13 protein-coding genes are annotated in these 17,032 nt (G+C 67.3%); 8 read left to right on the top strand and 5 right to left on the bottom strand.

The features are described from left to right. Positions 1-17: 17 nt before the first annotated feature. From putA to ABS761_RS13670, 6 genes are all read left to right on the top strand, one after another. Complete coding sequence (gene putA, locus ABS761_RS13645) at positions 18-3,797, top strand: trifunctional transcriptional regulator/proline dehydrogenase/L-glutamate gamma-semialdehyde dehydrogenase (RefSeq protein ID WP_350408888.1); 3,780 nt, start codon at positions 18-20, stop codon at positions 3,795-3,797. Between the two features lie 125 nt (positions 3,798-3,922). Then, on the top strand, positions 3,923-5,083 hold the full coding sequence (locus ABS761_RS13650; protein WP_350408889.1) for a branched-chain amino acid ABC transporter substrate-binding protein: 1,161 nt from the start codon (positions 3,923-3,925) through the stop codon (positions 5,081-5,083). A gap of 222 nt (positions 5,084-5,305) precedes the next feature. Beyond that, positions 5,306-6,160 (top strand): branched-chain amino acid ABC transporter permease, encoded by an 855-nt coding sequence (locus ABS761_RS13655; RefSeq protein ID WP_502881443.1) that lies wholly within the window; start codon positions 5,306-5,308, stop codon positions 6,158-6,160. After that, positions 6,157-7,236, top strand: coding sequence for an ABC transporter permease subunit (locus ABS761_RS13660; RefSeq protein ID WP_350408891.1), 1,080 nt, complete (start codon positions 6,157-6,159; stop codon positions 7,234-7,236). Before ABS761_RS13655 ends, ABS761_RS13660 begins: the two co-directional genes overlap by 4 nt. Beyond that, positions 7,233-8,054 (top strand): ABC transporter ATP-binding protein, encoded by an 822-nt coding sequence (locus ABS761_RS13665; protein ID WP_350408892.1) that lies wholly within the window; start codon positions 7,233-7,235, stop codon positions 8,052-8,054. Before ABS761_RS13660 ends, ABS761_RS13665 begins: the two co-directional genes overlap by 4 nt. Further along, positions 8,051-8,782 (top strand): ABC transporter ATP-binding protein, encoded by a 732-nt coding sequence (locus ABS761_RS13670; protein WP_350408893.1) that lies wholly within the window; start codon positions 8,051-8,053, stop codon positions 8,780-8,782. The genes ABS761_RS13665 and ABS761_RS13670 overlap by 4 nt, the downstream gene beginning before the upstream one ends. A gap of 7 nt (positions 8,783-8,789) precedes the next feature. Here ABS761_RS13670 and dut read toward each other — a convergent pair whose 3' ends face one another. The 5 genes from dut to ABS761_RS13695 are packed head-to-tail and all read right to left on the bottom strand — an operon-like array spanning position 8,790 to position 14,779. After that, positions 8,790-9,239, bottom strand: coding sequence for a dUTP diphosphatase (dut, locus tag ABS761_RS13675; RefSeq protein WP_350408894.1), 450 nt, complete (start codon positions 9,237-9,239; stop codon positions 8,790-8,792). Positions 9,240-9,271: 32 nt separating this feature from the next. Next, a complete protein-coding gene (gene coaBC, locus ABS761_RS13680; protein WP_350408895.1) occupies positions 9,272-10,465 on the bottom strand; it encodes a bifunctional phosphopantothenoylcysteine decarboxylase/phosphopantothenate--cysteine ligase CoaBC in 1,194 nt (397 codons plus the stop codon). A 16-nt stretch (positions 10,466-10,481) separates the two neighbouring features. Further along, positions 10,482-10,991, bottom strand: a complete 510-nt coding sequence (gene lspA / locus ABS761_RS13685) for a signal peptidase II (protein ID WP_350408896.1) — start codon at positions 10,989-10,991, stop codon at positions 10,482-10,484. After that, a complete protein-coding gene (gene ileS, locus ABS761_RS13690; protein WP_502881440.1) occupies positions 10,984-13,857 on the bottom strand; it encodes an isoleucine--tRNA ligase in 2,874 nt (957 codons plus the stop codon). The genes lspA and ileS overlap by 8 nt, the downstream gene beginning before the upstream one ends. Next, complete coding sequence (locus ABS761_RS13695; protein ID WP_350408897.1) at positions 13,814-14,779, bottom strand: bifunctional riboflavin kinase/FAD synthetase; 966 nt, start codon at positions 14,777-14,779, stop codon at positions 13,814-13,816. Before ABS761_RS13695 ends, ileS begins: the two co-directional genes overlap by 44 nt. Before the next feature lie 31 nt (positions 14,780-14,810). On the opposite strand from ABS761_RS13695, the gene purN reads away from it, so the two are divergent. Next, the gene (gene purN, locus ABS761_RS13700) at positions 14,811-15,497 is read left to right on the top strand and encodes a phosphoribosylglycinamide formyltransferase (RefSeq protein ID WP_350408898.1); all 687 of its coding nucleotides are present in this window, start codon (positions 14,811-14,813) and stop codon (positions 15,495-15,497) included. 67 nt (positions 15,498-15,564) lie between these two features. Further along, the gene (locus ABS761_RS13705) at positions 15,565-16,956 is read left to right on the top strand and encodes an RsmB/NOP family class I SAM-dependent RNA methyltransferase (RefSeq protein WP_350408899.1); all 1,392 of its coding nucleotides are present in this window, start codon (positions 15,565-15,567) and stop codon (positions 16,954-16,956) included. The last annotated feature ends 76 nt before the right edge of the window (positions 16,957-17,032 follow it).

Here is a 17,032-nt window from a genome sequence, read left to right on the forward strand (position 1 = left end):
ACCCGCTGGATGATCCTATGGCTACCGTTACCCTGGGCGTGAAGGTTGATGAGGCGCTGCGCGAGCGTCTGCGACGGATCGCCGATGGCTTGGGCTGCACGCCCCATTGGCTTCACAAACAGGCGCTGTTGTCCTATATCGAGGCGATCGAGCGGGGCCAGGTGCCGGCCGAGGTCAGCCACCTGGTGAGTGACGAACCCGCTGGCGAGGTGGCCGAGCCCGAGCGTCCGCAGGCGTTCTACGAATTTGCCCAAGAGGTACAACCCCAGTCCGTGCTGCGCTCGGCCATTACAGCGGCCTACCGCCGGCCCGAGCCCGAGTGCATGCCGATGCTGCTCGACCTCGCGAACCAGGACGATGGCCAGGCCGTGCAGGCCCTGGCGCACCGCCTTGTCACCGCGCTGCGCGGCAAGCGCAAGGCGGGGGGGGTCGAGGCCCTGATCCAGGAATTCTCGCTCTCGAGCCAAGAAGGCGTGGCTTTGATGTGCCTGGCCGAGGCCTTGCTCCGGATCCCGGACCGCGCGACGCGGGATGCGCTGATCCGCGACAAGATCAGCCGTGGCGACTGGCGTTCGCACGTGGGCGAGTCGCCCTCCCTGTTTGTCAATGCAGCCACCTGGGGGCTGCTGGTCACGGGCAAGCTCGTGGGTGTCAACAGCGAACAGACACTGTCCAGGGCGCTGACCCGGCTGATCGGCAAGGGCGGTGAGCCCCTGATTCGCCGTGGCGTCAACATGGCGATGCGCCTGATGGGTGAGCAGTTCGTCACAGGGCAGACGATCTCGGCGGCGCTGGCCAACAGCCGCAAGTTCGAGGAAATCGGCTTTCGCTATTCCTACGACATGCTGGGCGAGGCGGCGACCACCGCGCAGGACGCCGATCGCTATTATGAATCCTACGAGCAGGCGATCCACGCCATTGGCAAGGCGTCGCAGGGTCGCGGCATCTACGAAGGCCCGGGGATTTCGATCAAGCTCTCGGCGCTGCACCCGCGCTATTCGCGTGCCCAGCGCGACCGGGTCATGGCCGAGCTGCTGCCACGCATGATCGCGCTGGCGGCGCTTGCGCGGCGCTATGACATCGGCCTGAATATCGATGCGGAGGAGGCCGACCGCCTCGAACTCTCGTTGGATCTGCTCGAGGCGATGTGCTTCGATCCCCTCCTGGCGGGCTGGAACGGCATTGGCTTCGTGATCCAGGCCTACCAGAAGCGCGCGCCCGTCGTCATCGACTACGTGATCGACTTGGCCAGGCGCAGCAAGCATCGCCTGATGGTCCGGCTGGTCAAGGGCGCATACTGGGACAGCGAGATCAAGCGGGCGCAGGTGGATGGCTTGGAAGGCTATCCAGTGTATACACGAAAAATCTATACGGACGTATCGTATCTGGCCTGCGCGCGCAAGCTGCTGGGAGCGCCCGAGGCTGTCTATCCACAGTTCGCCACGCACAACGCCCAGACGCTGTCCTCGATCTATCACATGGCGGGGGCAAACTACTACCCGGGCCAATACGAGTTCCAGTGCCTGCACGGCATGGGCGAGCCGCTCTACGAGGAGGTCGTTGGGCCGGTCGCCAAGGGCAAACTCAACCGGCCCTGCCGTGTCTATGCGCCGGTGGGCACGCACGAGACCCTGCTGGCGTACTTGGTGCGCCGCCTGCTCGAGAACGGCGCCAATACGTCCTTCGTCAACCAGATCGGCGACGAACAGGTGCCCATCGAGACACTGATCATCGATCCGGTCCAGGCGGCGCGCCGCATTCAGCCGCTGGGTGCGCCGCATCCGCGCATTCCCCTGCCGCGTGATCTGTACCGCGAGCAGGGGCGGCGGCTAAATTCAGCCGGCCTGGATCTGAGCAACGAACACCGCCTGGGGTCCTTGTCGGCGGCACTGTTGGGCAGCGCCGCCACGGATTGGCGCGCGGCGCCGGACGGCGTTTGGGACGAGGAACGCGCCCGCGAGGTCCTCAATCCGGCCGACCACCGCGATGTGGTGGGCCGGGTGGTCGAGGCGGGTGATGCGGATATCGAACGCGCCACGGCCCGCGCGGAATACGCGGCGCCGATCTGGCAGTCCACGCCGGTCGGCGAACGCGCCCAGTGTCTGCGGCTGGCCGCCCAGATTCTCGAGGACGAGATGCAGGCGGCCATCGGCCTGATCGTGCGCGAGGCGGGCAAATCCTATCCCAATGCGATCGCCGAGGTGCGTGAGGCGGTCGATTTTCTGCGCTACTACAGCGACGAGATCGAGCGCGATTTCTCGAACGACACCCATCGGCCGCTGGGCCCGGTATTGTGCATCAGTCCGTGGAATTTTCCTCTGGCCATCTTCATCGGCCAGGTCAGCGCGGCGCTGGCGGCGGGCAATGTGGTGCTGGCCAAGCCGGCCGAGCAGACCAGCCTGATCGCGGCCCTCGGCGTCTCGGCCTTGCGGCGCGCCGGCGTCCCGACGGATGCGGTGCAGTTGCTGCCCGGGCGCGGCGAAACCGTGGGCGCACAATTGGTTGCCCATCCCGCCGTGCGCGGGGTCATGTTCACCGGGTCCACCGAGGTCGCCCGACACATCGCGGCGACGCTGGCGCAGCGCCTGGATTCGCGCGGCCAGGTGATTCCGCTGATCGCCGAGACGGGGGGCCAGAACGCGCTGGTCGTGGACTCGTCCGCCTTGACCGAGCAGGTGGTCTACGATGTGCTCGGCTCGGCCTTCGACTCCGCAGGCCAGCGCTGCTCGGCGCTGCGCGTGCTGTGCGTGCAGGAAGATTGCGCCGACCGCACATTGGAGATGCTGCGCGGCGCCATGCGCGAGCTGCGTGTGGGGCGCCCCGAGCTCTTGTCCACGGACATCGGGCCCGTCATTGACGCCGAGGCGCGCGGCAACATCGAGAAGCATGTGCATGCCATGCGCGAGTCCGGCCACGTGGTCGATCAGCTCGAGCTCGGCGACCAAACGCGCAACGGCACATTCGTGCCGCCCACGCTGATCGAGATCGGACAGATTTCCGAACTCGAGCGCGAGGTGTTCGGACCGGTGCTTCATGTGCTGCGTTATCGCCGCGAGGCGCTGGACAGTTTGCTCGAGGACATCAACGGCAGTCATTACGGGTTGACCTTCGGGGTGCACACCCGCCTGGACGAGACCATCCAGCACATCATCGGGCGCATCAATGCGGGCAACATCTACGTCAACCGCAATATCGTCGGTGCGACCGTGGGCGTGCAGCCCTTTGGCGGCGAGGGCCTGTCGGGCACCGGGCCCAAGGCGGGCGGCCCACTGTACCTGCATCGGCTGCTGTCGCGCGGGCCTGTTGGCCTGCCCATCGATGGGGTGCCCGGGGGCGACACCGCCGAACGGGTCCTGCCGGGACCGACCGGCGAGAGCAATGTCTATCGCCTCAAGCCCCGCGGCACCGTGCTGTGCCGCGCCTTGACGCCGGCGGGCGCGCAGGCGCAGTACGAGGCCTGTCGGCGCGCTGGCAATCGCGTGCTGTTTGTCGACACCCCTGCGGGCCACGCTTTTCAGGAGCAGGTGCGCGACGCGGCGGTGGGCCTGGCGGGCGAGAACGTGGTGAGCGAGGGGGATTTCCAGGCCGTGCTGTTCGAAGGTGACGGGGATGACCTGTTGGCCTTGAGCCAGGCCGTTGCAGCCCGGCCAGGACCGATCGTCCCGGTGCAGGGGCTGCGCAGCGAGGAATTGTCGGCAGGTGGCGCCTATTCGCTCGAGATGCTCGTGCGCGAGGTGTCGATCTGTGTCAATACAGCCGCCGCGGGCGGCAATGCCAGCCTGATGATGGTCGGGTAGGGCATGCGCCGTGTGGCGGCCGGAAATGGTAACAAGCCATGAAGGCCGTGCGTATTTTTGCGTAAACTGGGATGCCCGGGATGGCCACAAGCCCAAGGGAACCCGACATCAAGGAGATTGACGACATGCTATCCACCTCACGCTTCAAGCTGCTGGCGACCTCGGCGGCCCTACTGGCCGGTTTCGTATTTGGTCCGGCGCATGCCGACACCGAAGTGGTCAAGCTCGGCTTTGCGGCGCCGCTGACCGGCCCGCAGGCCCACTACGGCGAGGACATGAAAAACGGCCTTACGCTCGCACTCGAGGAGGCCAATAAACAGAACATCCAGCTCGACGGCAAGACCGCCCAATTCGAGCTCGTCTCGCGCGACGATCAGGCCGACCCGCGCACCGCCGTGCAGGTGGCGCAGCAGATCGTCGACGAGGGCGTCAAGGGCGTGCTGGGGCACTTCAACTCGGGCACGACGATTCCGGCATCGCGCGTCTACAACGATGCGGGCCTGCCGCAGATCGCCATGGCGACGTCGCCCGAATACACCCAGCAGGGCTATGACACCACTTTTCGCATGATGACCAGCGACACCCAGCAGGGCGCCGCGGACGGAGAGTTCATCGTCAAGGACCTGGGCGCCAAGAAAGTCGCCTTGATCGACGACCGCACGGCCTATGGCCAGGGGCTGGCCGACGAGGTGGCCAAGGCGGTCAAGGCCGCAGGGGGCGAGATCATCGCGCGCGAGTACACGACCGATAAGTCGACGGACTTTACGGCGATCCTCACTAACATCAAATCCAAGGCGCCCGATGCGATTTTCTTTGGTGGCCTGGACGCCCAATCGGGCCCGATGCGCGGGCAGATGGCGCGGCTGGGGATCGCGGCGCCCCTGGTGTCGGGCGAGATGACCCGCAGCGAGACCTTCCTGAAGCTCGCGCGCGATGCGGCCAACGGTACCTACGCCTCTCTGGCCGGCGTGCCCCTGACCACGATGGCGTCCGGCGAGCAGTTCCTCAAGGACTACAAGGCCCGCTTCAAGGCCGAGCCGGGCGTCTACTCGCCCTACGCCTATGATGGCGCGTGGAACATGATCACCGCCATGAAGGAAGCCGGCTCCTCGGATCCCGCCAAGTATCTGCCCAAGCTCGCCGCCCTCAAGCGCAGCGGCGCCACCAGCAAGCACATCGCCTATGATGCCAAGGGTGATCTCAAAGAAGTCGCCGTGACCATCTATCTGGTCAAGGATGGCAAATGGACCATGTTCAAGAGCATGGTGAGCCAGGCCGCCAATTAAGCGCGATTCCGGGCGGCGCGCGATCCCCCACGAGGGGCCGCCGCCCGCTGCTCCCGACGAATCGTTGGACCGGGCCCTCCGTCCCCCTCCCAATGCGGCGGATTGCGAGGGCGCTGCCGGCCCGTTTCAGTTTCGGACATACGTATGGATATTCTCCTGCAGCAGTTGATCAACGGGGTGACCGTGGGCAGCGTTTATGCCTTGGTGGCGCTCGGCTACACCATGGTGTACGGAATCATCGGTCTCATCAATTTTGCGCATGGCGACGTCGTGATGGTGGGCGCCATGCTGGCGACCACCCTGGTGATCAGTCTGGCCGGCGGCGCCTGGGCGGGTGCCTCGCCGGTGGTCCTGCTGGCCGCCGCCGTGGCCGTCGCGGTCCCGTTCTGCATGGGCCTGGGCTGGCTGGCCGAGCGCTATGCCTACCGGCCCCTGCGCCGCGCACCGCGCCTGACGGCCCTGATTACCGCGATCGGCGTCTCGATCATCATCCAGAACATCGCGATGATGGTTTGGGGCCGCAACTACCTCAGTTTTCCGCGGCTCGTCGAACCCGTCGTCCATGAGTTCATGGGCGCGCGCGTGACGACGCTGCAACTGATCATCGTACTGGGATCCCTGTTGATCATGGCCGGCCTGATGGCCGTGGTGCACCGCACGCGCCTGGGCACCGCCATGCGCGCCACCGCGCAGAACCAGGAGGTCGCCGGGCTGATGGGGGTCAACATCAACACGGTGATCTCGGCCGCCTTTCTGATCGGCTCGGCGCTTGCCGCCGTCGCCGGCATCATGGTGGTGGCCTACTACGGGGTGGCCCAATACACGATGGGCTTCATGCTGGGTCTCAAAGCCTTCACCGCCGCGGTCCTTGGCGGCATCGGCAATCTGGGAGGGGCCATGCTGGGCGGACTGCTGCTGGGCATCATCGAGTCCCTGGGCGCGGGCTATATCGGCGACCTGACCCATGGGGTGTTCGGCAGCAACTACCAGGACGTCTTTTCCTTCATCGTGCTGATCCTGGTGCTGGTGTTCCGGCCCTCGGGCCTGATGGGCGAGCGCGTGGGAGACCGAGCATGACGGCACAAAGCAAATCCATGCCGCCCAAAGTCTGGCTGGGCATCGCCTTGTGCGGGGTCGTGCTGGCCGTGCTGCCGTTCCTGCTCGGCATGCATGGCCAGAGCTGGGTGCGCACCGTGAACTTCGCCCTGCTGTACGTCATGCTGTCGCTGGGGCTGAACATCGTGGTGGGCTTTGCCGGCCTGCTCGACCTGGGCTACATCGCCTTTTATGCCGTGGGCGCCTATGTGTGGGCGATGCTCGCCTCGCCGCATTTCGGCCTGCACCTGCCGTTCTGGGCGATCCTGCCGGCCGGCTTGGTGCTGGCCGCGTTTTTCGGCGCGGTCCTGGGCGCCCCGACGCTGAAGCTGCGCGGCGACTATCTGGCCATCGTCACGCTGGGCTTTGGCGAGATTGTGCGCATCTTCATGAATAATCTGGATGCCCCCATCAACATCACCAATGGCCCGCAGGGGATCAACCGCGTCGATCCCTTCAGCGTGGCTGGATTCTCGTTCGGACGCAGTGAGCAGATCCTGGGTTTTCGCATCACCGGTCCGGAAAAATACTACTACCTGCTCTTGCTGATGACGATCCTGATCGTGATCGTCTGCGCGCGGCTGCAGAATTCCCGCATCGGTCGCGCCTGGGAGGCCGTGCGCGAGGACGAGATCGCCGCCAAGGCCATGGGCATCAATACCCGGAACATCAAGCTGCTGGCCTTCTCGATGGGCGCGACCTTCGGCGGGCTGGCGGGTGCCATGTTCGCCTCGATGCAGGGGTTCGTCAGCCCCGAGAGTTTCAGCCTGACCGAATCCATCCTCGTGTTGTGCATGGTGGTGCTGGGCGGCATGGGCAATATTCCCGGCGTGATCCTGGGTGCCTTGCTGCTGTCGATCTTTCCCGAGGTGTTGCGCGCCGTGGTCGTGCCTCTGCAGCAGGCGGCTTTTGGCGAGGTGGTGCTGGATCCCGACGGCATCCGCATGCTGATATTCGGATTTGCGCTGGTGCTGGTGATGATCTTCCGGCCGGCGGGTTTGTGGCCTTCGGCGGTGCGGCGCCGCGAGCTCGGACGCGATGCGGGGGGTGGGGCATGAAGCCCGCGGAACGCGAGAATCCCGGCCATGGCAGCGACCTGCTGCTGGTCGCCAACAAGTTGAGCAAGCGCTTCGGCGGCTTGCAGGCCCTGTCCGAGGTGAGTTTTTCGATCCGCAAGGGCGACATCTACGGCCTGATCGGCCCCAATGGCGCGGGCAAGACCACCTTGTTCAACGTGATGACCGGCCTCTATATCCCCGAATCGGGAACCTGCAATTTCATGGGCCGCGAGTTTACGCGCCTCAAACCCCACCAGATCGCCCAGGCCGGCATGGCGCGCACCTTTCAAAACATCCGCCTGTTCGGGGCGCTCAGCGCGCTCGAGAACGTCATGATCGGACGCCATGTGCGCACGCATGCCGGGGTGTTCGGCGCGGTCTTGCGCAACCGGCGCACCCGGGACGAGGAGGCCGCGATCGAGGCGTGGGCCCGCGAACTGCTGGACTACGTGGGCATCGGCGAACGGGCAAACCACATGGCGCGCTCGCTGCCGTACGGCGACCAGCGCCGCCTCGAGATTGCCCGTGCGTTGGCCACCGAGCCCATGCTCCTGGCCCTGGACGAACCGGCGGCGGGCATGAATGCCTCCGAGACCATGGTGCTGCGCCGCCTGATCGAGAAAATTCGCACCGACGGCGTGACCGTGCTGCTGATCGAACACGATATGAAACTGGTCATGGGTTTGTGCGACCGGGTCCTGGTGCTGGAATACGGCAAGGTGCTGGCCGAGGGCCGGCCCGCCGACGTGCAGCACGATCCGAAAGTCATCGAAGCCTATCTGGGGGCGGGTGCGGCCGCCCAAGGAGATTCCGCATGACTGCTTCGAATCTGCTGGAAATCCACCAGCTCGACGTGTCCTATGGCGGCATTCGCGCCGTGCGTGGCCTGGACTTGGCCGTCGGACAGGGCGAGCTCGTGAGCCTGATCGGCGCCAATGGCGCGGGCAAGAGCACGACCCTGCGCGCCATCTGCGGTCTGGTGCCGGCCGCGGGCGGCGAGATCCTCTACGACGGCCAGCCCATCCTCGGACGGCCGGTCCACGAGAGGGTCCTCGAGGGTCTGGTGATGGTGCCCGAGGGGCGCGGGATTTTCGGCCAGCTCACGATCGAAGAAAACCTGAGCATCGGCGGTTACACCCGCAAGGACCAGGCCGAGGTGCGTGCCACGATCGAACGCGTCTTTGAGTTGTTCCCCCGCTTGGCCGAACGCCGCCGCCAGTCGGCGGGCACGCTCTCGGGCGGCGAGCAGCAGATGCTGGCGATGGGCCGCGCCATGGTGTCCAAGCCGCGGCTGCTCTTGCTCGACGAGCCTTCGATGGGGCTCGCGCCCCTGATGGTGGAAAAGGTCTTCGAGGTGGTGCGCACCATCGCCGCCGAGGGCGTGACCATTCTGCTGATCGAGCAGAACGCGCGCCTGGCGCTGGAGATCAGCTCACGCGGCTACGTCATGGAGTCGGGCCAGATCACTTTGTCGGGTCCTTCGCGGCGTTTGATCGATGATCCCAAGGTGCGCGCGGCCTACCTGGGCGAGGAAGAGGTCTCGTAGGGCCTGCTCAGCCCCGGCCGGTGCTGCCGAAGCCGCCATCGCCCCGGGCGCTGTCGGGGAACTCGTCGACGATGTCGAAGCGCACCTGCTGGACCGGCACGATCACCAGTTGGGCGAGGCGTTCCAGGGGTTGCAAGGTGTAGGCTTGCGCGCCACGATTCCAGACCGAGACCTTGAGGGGGCCCTGATAGTCCGAGTCGATCAGGCCCACCAGGTTGCCCAGCACGATGCCGTGCTTGTGGCCCAGGCCCGAGCGCGGCAGGATCATGCCCGCGTAGGCCGGGTCGGCGATGTGGATGGACAGGCCGGTCGGCACGAGGCCGGCGTCGCCGGGGGCGAGCGTGAGCGGCGCGTCGAGGCAGGCGCGCAGGTCGAGCCCCGCCGAGCCTTGCGTGGCGTAGGCCGGCAGACAGTCCTTCATTCGGGGGTCGAGAATCTTCAGGGCGATGGATCGCATGGGGTTCCGGGCGGTTGACGGGAAAAGGAGGGTCAGGCGGGCAGGCGCCGCGCAATTTCACGGATCAGCACGCGCGCGGCGTGCAGCTTGTATTGCTTGTCCAGCGGATGCGCGCCGGCCTCGTCGTACAGCACCAGGCGGGCGGATTCGGCATCCATGGTGTCCTGGGCGAGATTGCCGACCATCAGCGGCACCCCCTTGCGCTGGCGCTTGGCCTGCGCGTGCTCGTCCAGTCGATCGGTCTCGGCGGCGAAGCCCACGCACCATGGGCCATCGGCCAGGGCGGCCACCTCGGCGAGAATGTCGGGGTTTTGGACGAAGGACAGGGCGGGCGGCTTGCCGTCCTGTTTCTTGAGCTTGGTGGCCGAGGGCTCGGCCACCGCCCAGTCGGCCACCGCCGCGACGGCGATGAACAGGTCCGCCTCGGGGGCGCGGGCCATCACGGCGGCGCGCATCTGCGCGGCGGTGCTCACGTCGATGCGGCTCACGCCGCCCGGCGTGGGCAGGGCGGTCGGTCCCGAAATCAGTTCGACCGTGGCGCCGGCCTCGGCGGCCGCGCGCGCCACCGCGTAGCCCATGCGTCCCGAGGAACGGTTGGTAATGACCCGCACGGGATCGATGGGCTCGCTGGTCGGGCCGGCCGTCAGCAGCACGCGCCGGCCGGTCAGCACCTTGGGCTGGAAGTGGGCGACCAGCGCATCGAGAATCTGGCCGGGCTCGAGCATGCGGCCCTCGCCGGTTTCTCCACAGGCCTGATCCCCCTCGCCGGGGCCGAGCAGCACCGTGCCGTCGGCGCGCAGTTGCTCGGCATTGCGCTGGGTGGCCGGGTGGGTCCACATTTCGCGGTTCATCGCGGGGGCGATCAGCAGCGGAACGTCGCCGCGCGCCACGCACAGCGTCGACAGCAGGTCGTCGGCGTGGCCATGCGCGAGCTTTGCCATGAAATCGGCGCTGGCCGGCACGATCAGGACCGCGTGCGCCCCGCGGGTGAGATTGATGTGCGCCATGCTGTTCGGAATCCGCGCATCCAGCGGATCGCGGTACACCGGGCGCCCGGAGAGCGCCTGCATGGTCGTCGGGGTGATGAAGTGCGTGGCGGCCTCGGTCATGACCACGTCGACCTGAGCCCCTTGATCCAGCATGCGGCGCAGCAGCTCGGCCGATTTGTAGCAGGCGATGCCGCCCGTCAGGCCCAGTACGATGCGAGTGCCGGCGAGTTCGAGCATGAATGCCTCCGGTGGTTCAGTGGGCCGCCTTGCGCCGCCGGGACTGCATGACCTCGTCGAGAATCAGCAGGCCTGCGCCGCAGGTGATGGCAATATCCGCGATGTTGAAGGCTGGAAAGTACCAGTCCCGCCAGTAGAACAGCAGGAAGTCCACCACGTGCCCATGGATGACGCGATCGAGCGCATTGCCGAGCGCGCCGCCCAGGATGCAGGCGAGGGATGCGCAGAACAGGCGCTGTCCCGCATGGGTATAGAGTAGCCGGAGGATGACGATGGCGGCAATCAGCGCGATGCCGGTGAACAACCAGCGCTGGCCACCACCGCCGTCGGCGAGAAAGCTGAACGCTGCGCCGGTGTTGTAGAGCAGGGTCAGATCGAATACCGGCAGGACCGGAATCCGCTCGCCGAAGGCCAGCCAGCCCGTGATCACCGATTTGCTGGCCTGGTCCAGGGCAATCAGGACGGCGGCGACCGCCAGCCACCCGGCCATCCGGGCCGCGCGCGTGGATCGGCCGGGCTCAGGCATGGCTGCGCGGCTCGCCGTCGCCGAACAGATTGTCGGTGCAGCGGCCGCAGAGCTCGGGATGCCCGGCGTCGTGCCCGAGGTCGGGACGATGGTGCCAGCAGCGTGCGCACTTGGCGTGTTCGGTCGCGCGGACCTCGATCGCCAGAGGGCCCGGAGCCGAATGGACCTGGGCGCGCGACACCAGGAAGACGAAGCGCAGGTCGTCGCCCAGGCTCTCGAGCAGCGCGAGGTCCTCGCCCGAGGCGCGGAAATCGAGCTCGGCCGCCAACGACGAACCGATTTCGCCGCGGGTGCGCACGGCCTCGATCTCGCGCATGGCCTCGGCGCGGATCTCGCGCAGGCGCGTCCAGCGCGCGGCCAGTTCCGGGGCGTCCGCCAGGGCGGGCACCTCGTGGAACAGGCCGGTAAAGATGCTGGTCGTCGCGGCCTGGCCGTGCAGATCGCCCCAGGCCTCCTCGGCGGTGAAGGACAGGATCGGCGCGAGCAGCTTGAGCAACGCGTGGGTGATGTGGTGCAGCGCGGTCTGCGCCGAGCGCCGGGCGGCGCTGTCCCGGCCGGTGGTATAGAGCCGGTCCTTGAGGATGTCCAGGTAGAACGCGCCCAGGTCCTCGGAGCAGAAAATCTGCAGGCGGGAGACGGCAGTGTGGAATTCGTAGCGCTCGAAGCTCGCCAGCACCTCGGCCTGCATGGCCGCCGTCATTTGCAGGGCATAGCGGTCGATCTCGAGTAGCTCGCCGATCGGCTGCGCATCCACGGCCGGGTCGAAGTCGGCCAGGTTGCCCAGCAGGAACTTCAGGGTATTGCGGATGCGGCGATAGCTCTCGACAACGCGGTCGAGAATCTGCTTGCTGATCGACAGCTCGCCGGAGTAGTCTGTGGCGGCGGTCCACAGCCGCAGGATCTCGGCGCCCAGGGTGTCCGAGACCTCTTGGGGAAAGACCACGTTGCCCACGGACTTGCTCATTTTCTTGCCCTGGCCATCGACCACGAAGCCGTGGGTGAGCAGGGCCTTGTAGGGCGGTCGGCCATACAGCATGCAACCCGTCAGCAGGGACGAATGGAACCAGCCGCGGTGCTGGTCCGAGCCCTCGAGGTAGAGGTCGGCGGGCCAGGCGAGCGCGTCGGCGTGCGAACCCTTGAGCTGATGGTCGCGACCGCCCAGCACCGTGGCGTGCGTGGTGCCGGAATCGAACCAGACGTCCAGCGTGTCGCGGTTCTTTTCGTATTGGTCGGCCTCGTCGCCCAGCAGTTCGCGAGGGTCAAGGGTCTGCCAGGCCTCGATGCCCGCGCGCTCGACGCGCTGGGCGATCTGCTCGAGCAGATCGACGGTGCGCGGGTGCAGTTCGCCGGTTTCCTTGTGGACGAAGAACGCCATGGGGACGCCCCACTGGCGCTGGCGCGACAGGGTCCAGTCGGGCCGATTGGCGATCATGGCGTGCAGGCGCGCGCGTCCCCAGGCAGGATAGAAGGTCGTGTTGTCCACGCCGGTCAAGGCCAGCTCGCGCAGGCTCGGGCCGCCATCGGGGCGCAGGTCCATGCCGGCGAACCATTGGCTGGTCGCGCGGTAGATGATGGGTGTCTTGTGGCGCCAGCAGTGCATGTAACTATGGGTGTGCGACTCGGTATGCAGCAGCGCGCCCGCCGTCCGCAAGGCCTCGACGATGCGCGGGTTGGCCGCCCAGATCAGCTCGCCGCCGAACAGCGGCAGGCTGTCGGCGTAGTGGCCGTTGCCCATCACCGGGTTGATGATGTCGTGGTCCTCCATGCCGTGGGCTTTGCAGGATTGGAAGTCCTCGACCCCGTACGCGGGCGCGGAATGCACGACCCCGGTACCCGAGTCCAGCGTCACGTAGTCCCCCAGATAGATGGGCGAGAGGCGGCGGTAGCCCGGATCGGCATCGTGCAGCGGATGGCGGAACGCCAGGCCGGCCAGGCGCTCGCCCGGCGCCGTGGCGACGATCTCGCCGTCGAGCCCCCAGCGTTTCAGGCAGGCCTCGGCGAGCTCGGCGGCGACGATCAGCAGTGGACCCGTCTCGCGGGGCTGCGCCAGCCGCAGCAGCGCATACTCGTGGTCGGGGTGTAGGTTCAGGGCCTGGTTGGCGGGCAGGGTCCAGGGGGTGGTGGTCCAGATGACGATGGCGCCGGCGTCGACCTCGCCCTCGAGGCCAAAGGCGCGCGCGATCGCCGTGCGGTCGTCAAAGCCGAAGGCCACGTCGACGGAAGGGTCCTTGCGGTCGGCGTACTCGACCTCGGCCTCGGCCAGCGCCGAGCCGCAGTCGAAGCACCAGTTCACGGGCTTGAGGCCTCGGAACACATAGCCCTTGCGCAGGATCGCGGCCAGCGCCCGCAGCTCGTCGGCCTCGTTGCCGGGGTTCATGGTGAGGTAGGGATGGTCCCAATCAGCCAGTACGCCCAGGCGCTTGAAATCCTTGCGCTGGCGCTCGATTTGCTCGGTGGCGTAGGCGCGCGCCTTGGACTGGACCTCGGCCACCGGCAGGTGCTTGCCGTATTTCTTTTCGATCTGGATTTCGATGGGCATGCCATGGCAGTCCCAGCCCGGCACGTAGTGCGCGTCGAAGCCGGCCATGTCGCGGCTCTTGACGATGATGTCCTTGAGGATCTTGTTGACGGCATGGCCGATGTGGATGTCGCCGTTGGCGTAGGGCGGCCCGTCGTGCAGGATGAATTTCGGGCGTCCCCGAGCGGCTTCGCGGATGGCGGCGTAGACTTTCTTTTCCTCCCAGGCCGCGATCCATCCCGGTTCGCGCTTGGCCAGGTTGCCCCGCATGGGGAAGGGTGATTCGGGGAGGTTGAGAGTGTCTCTATAGTCCATGGGAGGCGAAGTGGTCGCGAGCGCCTTGCGCATCTTTTTCAATGGCGGCGATCAGAGTGGGTAGGTCGGGAAAGGCTTCCTCGTCGCGCAGAAACTTGAGGAATTCGACGCGCACCAGTTTACCGTAGGCGTCCACGCGGCGATCGAGGATGTGTGTCTCGAGCAGCAGACGGCCGTCCGAGGCGATGGTGGGGCGCACGCCCAGGCTGGCCACCCCCGGCAGCGGGTCGGGACCCAGGCCGCGCACGCGCACGACATAGATCCCGGAGCGCGCCGCGCAGGGCTCGGGAACGCGCAGGTTCAGGGTCGGGAATCCCAGGTCGCGTCCGAGCTTGCGACCGTGGATCACGTGTCCGCTGATCCGGTAGTCGGCGCCGAGCAGCTCGGCGCTGCGCTCGAGGTTGCCCACCGCCAGCGCGGTGCGCAGCTCGGTGCTGGAAATCCGCCGGCCCTGGCCATCGACGACGTCGGCCAGGGTGCGGACCTCGAAACCGTGGAGGTCGCCCAGCCGGCGCAGCAGCGCGATGTCGCCGCTGCGCTGGCGACCATAGCGGAAGTCCTCGCCCACCAGCACCCAGCGCGTGTTCAATCCGTCGACCAGCAGGCGGCGGATGAAATCCTCGGCTGCCATGTCGGCCAGGCGCTGCCGGAAGGGCAGGATGACGATCTGGCGCATGCCGTGCTCGCTCAGGGCCTCGACCTTGTCGCGCAGGGCGCTGATCTGGGTGGGGATGAGCTCGGGCCGATGGCCCCGCCGGGCGAAAAAAGCCCGTGGGTGCGGCGTGAACGTCATGACGCTGGGCACGAGATCGCGTTGGGCAGCCTGGTCGCGAACGTGGGCCAGGATGGCCTGATGGCCCCGGTGCACGCCGTCGAAGTTGCCGATGGTCAGCGCGCTGGGCGCCGTCGCGTCGCGTCGAGGCAAGCCGCGATAGAGTCTGGGAGCGGATTTCACAGGCAAGAGTTTACAATTTTGCCTTGATTGTATGTTGGAGGCCGAGACCTTGGCGCAGCAACCCGGATCCCCCGTGCGTTTCCTCATCCTGATTTCGGGCCGCGGCTCGAACATGCAGGCCATCGTTCAGGCCATCGCCGCGCGCGGACTGCCCGCCGAGGTCTGCGCGGTGCTGTCCAACCGCCCGGATGCCGCCGGCCTGGAATGGGCCCGCTCTCGAGGCATTCCAGCCGAGACGCTGTCGCACCGGGCGTTCGATAGCCGCGAGGCCTTTGACCAGGCGCTGGCTCAGCGCATCGATGAGCTCGCCCCCGACTATGTGCTGCTGGCGGGATTCATGCGCGTGCTGGGAGCGGATCTGGTCCGCCGCTTCGAGGGCCGCATCGTCAATATCCATCCCTCTTTGCTGCCGGCTTTTCCGGGCCTGCACACCCACGCCCAGGCGCTGGCGCAGGGGGTCCAGTGGCATGGATGTACGGTACACTTCGTGACGCCTGTGCTGGATCACGGGCCGATCATCGCCCAGGGCGCGATCCCCGTGCTGCCGGGCGATACGGCCGACGCGCTGGCGGGGCGCCTGCTGGCGCTCGAGCATCACGTCTACACCGAGGTCGCGGCCTGGCTGGCCCGCCGGCAGGTCTCGATCGGCGGCGACGGCCTGGTGCGAGTGGCCGGCGCCGAGCGGCGCGCGTTCACGGCCCATGACCTCACACCCTAAGGGCCGTCCAGAGTAGGGGCCGTCCAGCGGGCCTCGTTGCCGATGTATCGGTCCCGATAGGAATTCCATGACCAAATCTGATCAGTCGCGCCGTCCGCGGCGTCGTCCCGCCTCCGAAGGCGCCCGTGCGGGCGCGCCGGCCCGTCCCTATGTCGTGGCGGCGGCGCGCATCGAGCAGGTGCGCCAGGTCCTCGGCGAGGTGCTGCAATGGGCGTATCCAGCCGATGCCGTGCTGTCTCGTTGGTTCCGGGCCCATCCCAACGCGGGCGGCCGGGACCGCGGCGAAATCGCCGAGGCGGTTTTCGATGTCTTGAGGCACCTGCGCCGCTATCGCCAGTTCGCCGAAAGTGGGCAGGGGCCGGCGACCCGCCGCCTCGCCATCCTTGGCCTGGCCTCGGTCTGGCCGCGTGAGACGCTGGATACCGGCCTGGACGAGCACGAACGTGCGTGGCTGGATCACGTGCGCGCCTTCGAGACGGGCGCGTTGCCAGGCGCCGTGCGCCTGAGCCTGCCCGACTGGCTGGTCGAACGCACCGCCGCCCTCGAGGACGCCGAGGCGCTGTTCGAGGCGCTCAACCGGCCGGCGCCGCTGGACTTGCGGGTCAATCCGCTCAAGATCGAGCGCGCCGCGCTGCTCGCGGCCTGGAGCCAGGGCCCGGAGGCCCGCTGGGCGCCCCAGCCCACGCCGTATTCCCCGTGGGGCATCCGTATCGAGGGCCGCCCGCCGATCAACCGCTGGAAGGCCTTTGAGCGCGGCGAAATCGAGGTCCAGGACGAAGGCAGCCAGTTGCTGGCGGCGTTGGTGGCGCCCAGGCGCGGCGAGATGGTCATCGACTACTGTGCGGGCGCGGGCGGCAAGACCTTGCTGTTGGGCGCGCTCATGCGCTCGACCGGCCGGCTGTACGCCTTCGACGTCTCGGCGGCGCGCCTGGCGCGCGCGAAACCGCGTTTCGCACGCAGCGGCCTGTCGAACATCACGCCGGTGGTCATTGCCGAGCACAAGGACCAGCGCGTGCGCCGCCTGCACGGCAAAGCGCATCGGGTGCTGGTCGACGCGCCTTGCAGTGGCCTGGGCACATTGCGGCGCAACCCCGACCTGAAATGGCGCCAGCACCCCGAGGCTCTCGAGCAGTTGCGCCAGACCCAGGCGCGCATCCTGCGCGAAGCCGCCGCCTGCGTGATGCCGGGTGGTCGGCTGGTCTATGCGAGCTGTAGCATCCTGCCCGAGGAGAACGAGGAACAGGTGCGCGCCTTCCTCGACGAGCATCCCGAATTTTCCCTGTTGGCGGTCGACGACATCCTCGGAGAGCGCTATGCGGTGCCGGGGATGGCGGGGCCGTTCCTGCGCCTGCGGCCCGACCGCCACGGCACCGACGGGTTCTTTGCCGCGGTGATGCAGCGCGCCAAGCCCGATCCGGCCCCCGCCGCCGAGACCGACGCGCAATCCGATCCTCGTTAATCCCCCTGACGCGCCAGGCGGGGGTGGGCTACACTTTTCATCATGACTTCGATCCATCAGGGGCAACGCCCATCGC

Origin of the sequence: Castellaniella sp. GW247-6E4 (genome assembly GCF_040276065.1) — a bacterium.
Taxonomy (GTDB): Bacteria; Pseudomonadota; Gammaproteobacteria; order Burkholderiales; family Burkholderiaceae_B; genus Castellaniella.

Excerpts from the sequence above, each read along its gene's own strand:
- ABS761_RS13650 (WP_350408889.1), top strand. The coding sequence starts at position 3,923 with ATGCTATCCACCTCACGCTTCAAGCTGCTGGCGACCTCGGCGGCCCTA.
- coaBC (WP_350408895.1), bottom strand. The coding sequence starts at position 10,465 with ATGCTCGAACTCGCCGGCACTCGCATCGTACTGGGCCTGACGGGCGGC.
- ileS (WP_502881440.1), bottom strand. The coding sequence starts at position 13,857 with ATGCGCAAGGCGCTCGCGACCACTTCGCCTCCCATGGACTATAGAGAC.
- dut (WP_350408894.1), bottom strand. The coding sequence starts at position 9,239 with ATGCGATCCATCGCCCTGAAGATTCTCGACCCCCGAATGAAGGACTGT.
- ABS761_RS13660 (WP_350408891.1), top strand. The coding sequence starts at position 6,157 with ATGACGGCACAAAGCAAATCCATGCCGCCCAAAGTCTGGCTGGGCATC.
- ABS761_RS13665 (WP_350408892.1), top strand. The coding sequence starts at position 7,233 with ATGAAGCCCGCGGAACGCGAGAATCCCGGCCATGGCAGCGACCTGCTG.
- ABS761_RS13655 (WP_502881443.1), top strand. The coding sequence starts at position 5,306 with ATGGTGTACGGAATCATCGGTCTCATCAATTTTGCGCATGGCGACGTC.
- ABS761_RS13705 (WP_350408899.1), top strand. The coding sequence starts at position 15,565 with ATGACCAAATCTGATCAGTCGCGCCGTCCGCGGCGTCGTCCCGCCTCC.
- purN (WP_350408898.1), top strand. The coding sequence starts at position 14,811 with ATGTTGGAGGCCGAGACCTTGGCGCAGCAACCCGGATCCCCCGTGCGT.
- lspA (WP_350408896.1), bottom strand. The coding sequence starts at position 10,991 with ATGCCTGAGCCCGGCCGATCCACGCGCGCGGCCCGGATGGCCGGGTGG.
- putA (WP_350408888.1), top strand. The coding sequence starts at position 18 with ATGGCTACCGTTACCCTGGGCGTGAAGGTTGATGAGGCGCTGCGCGAG.
- ABS761_RS13670 (WP_350408893.1), top strand. The coding sequence starts at position 8,051 with ATGACTGCTTCGAATCTGCTGGAAATCCACCAGCTCGACGTGTCCTAT.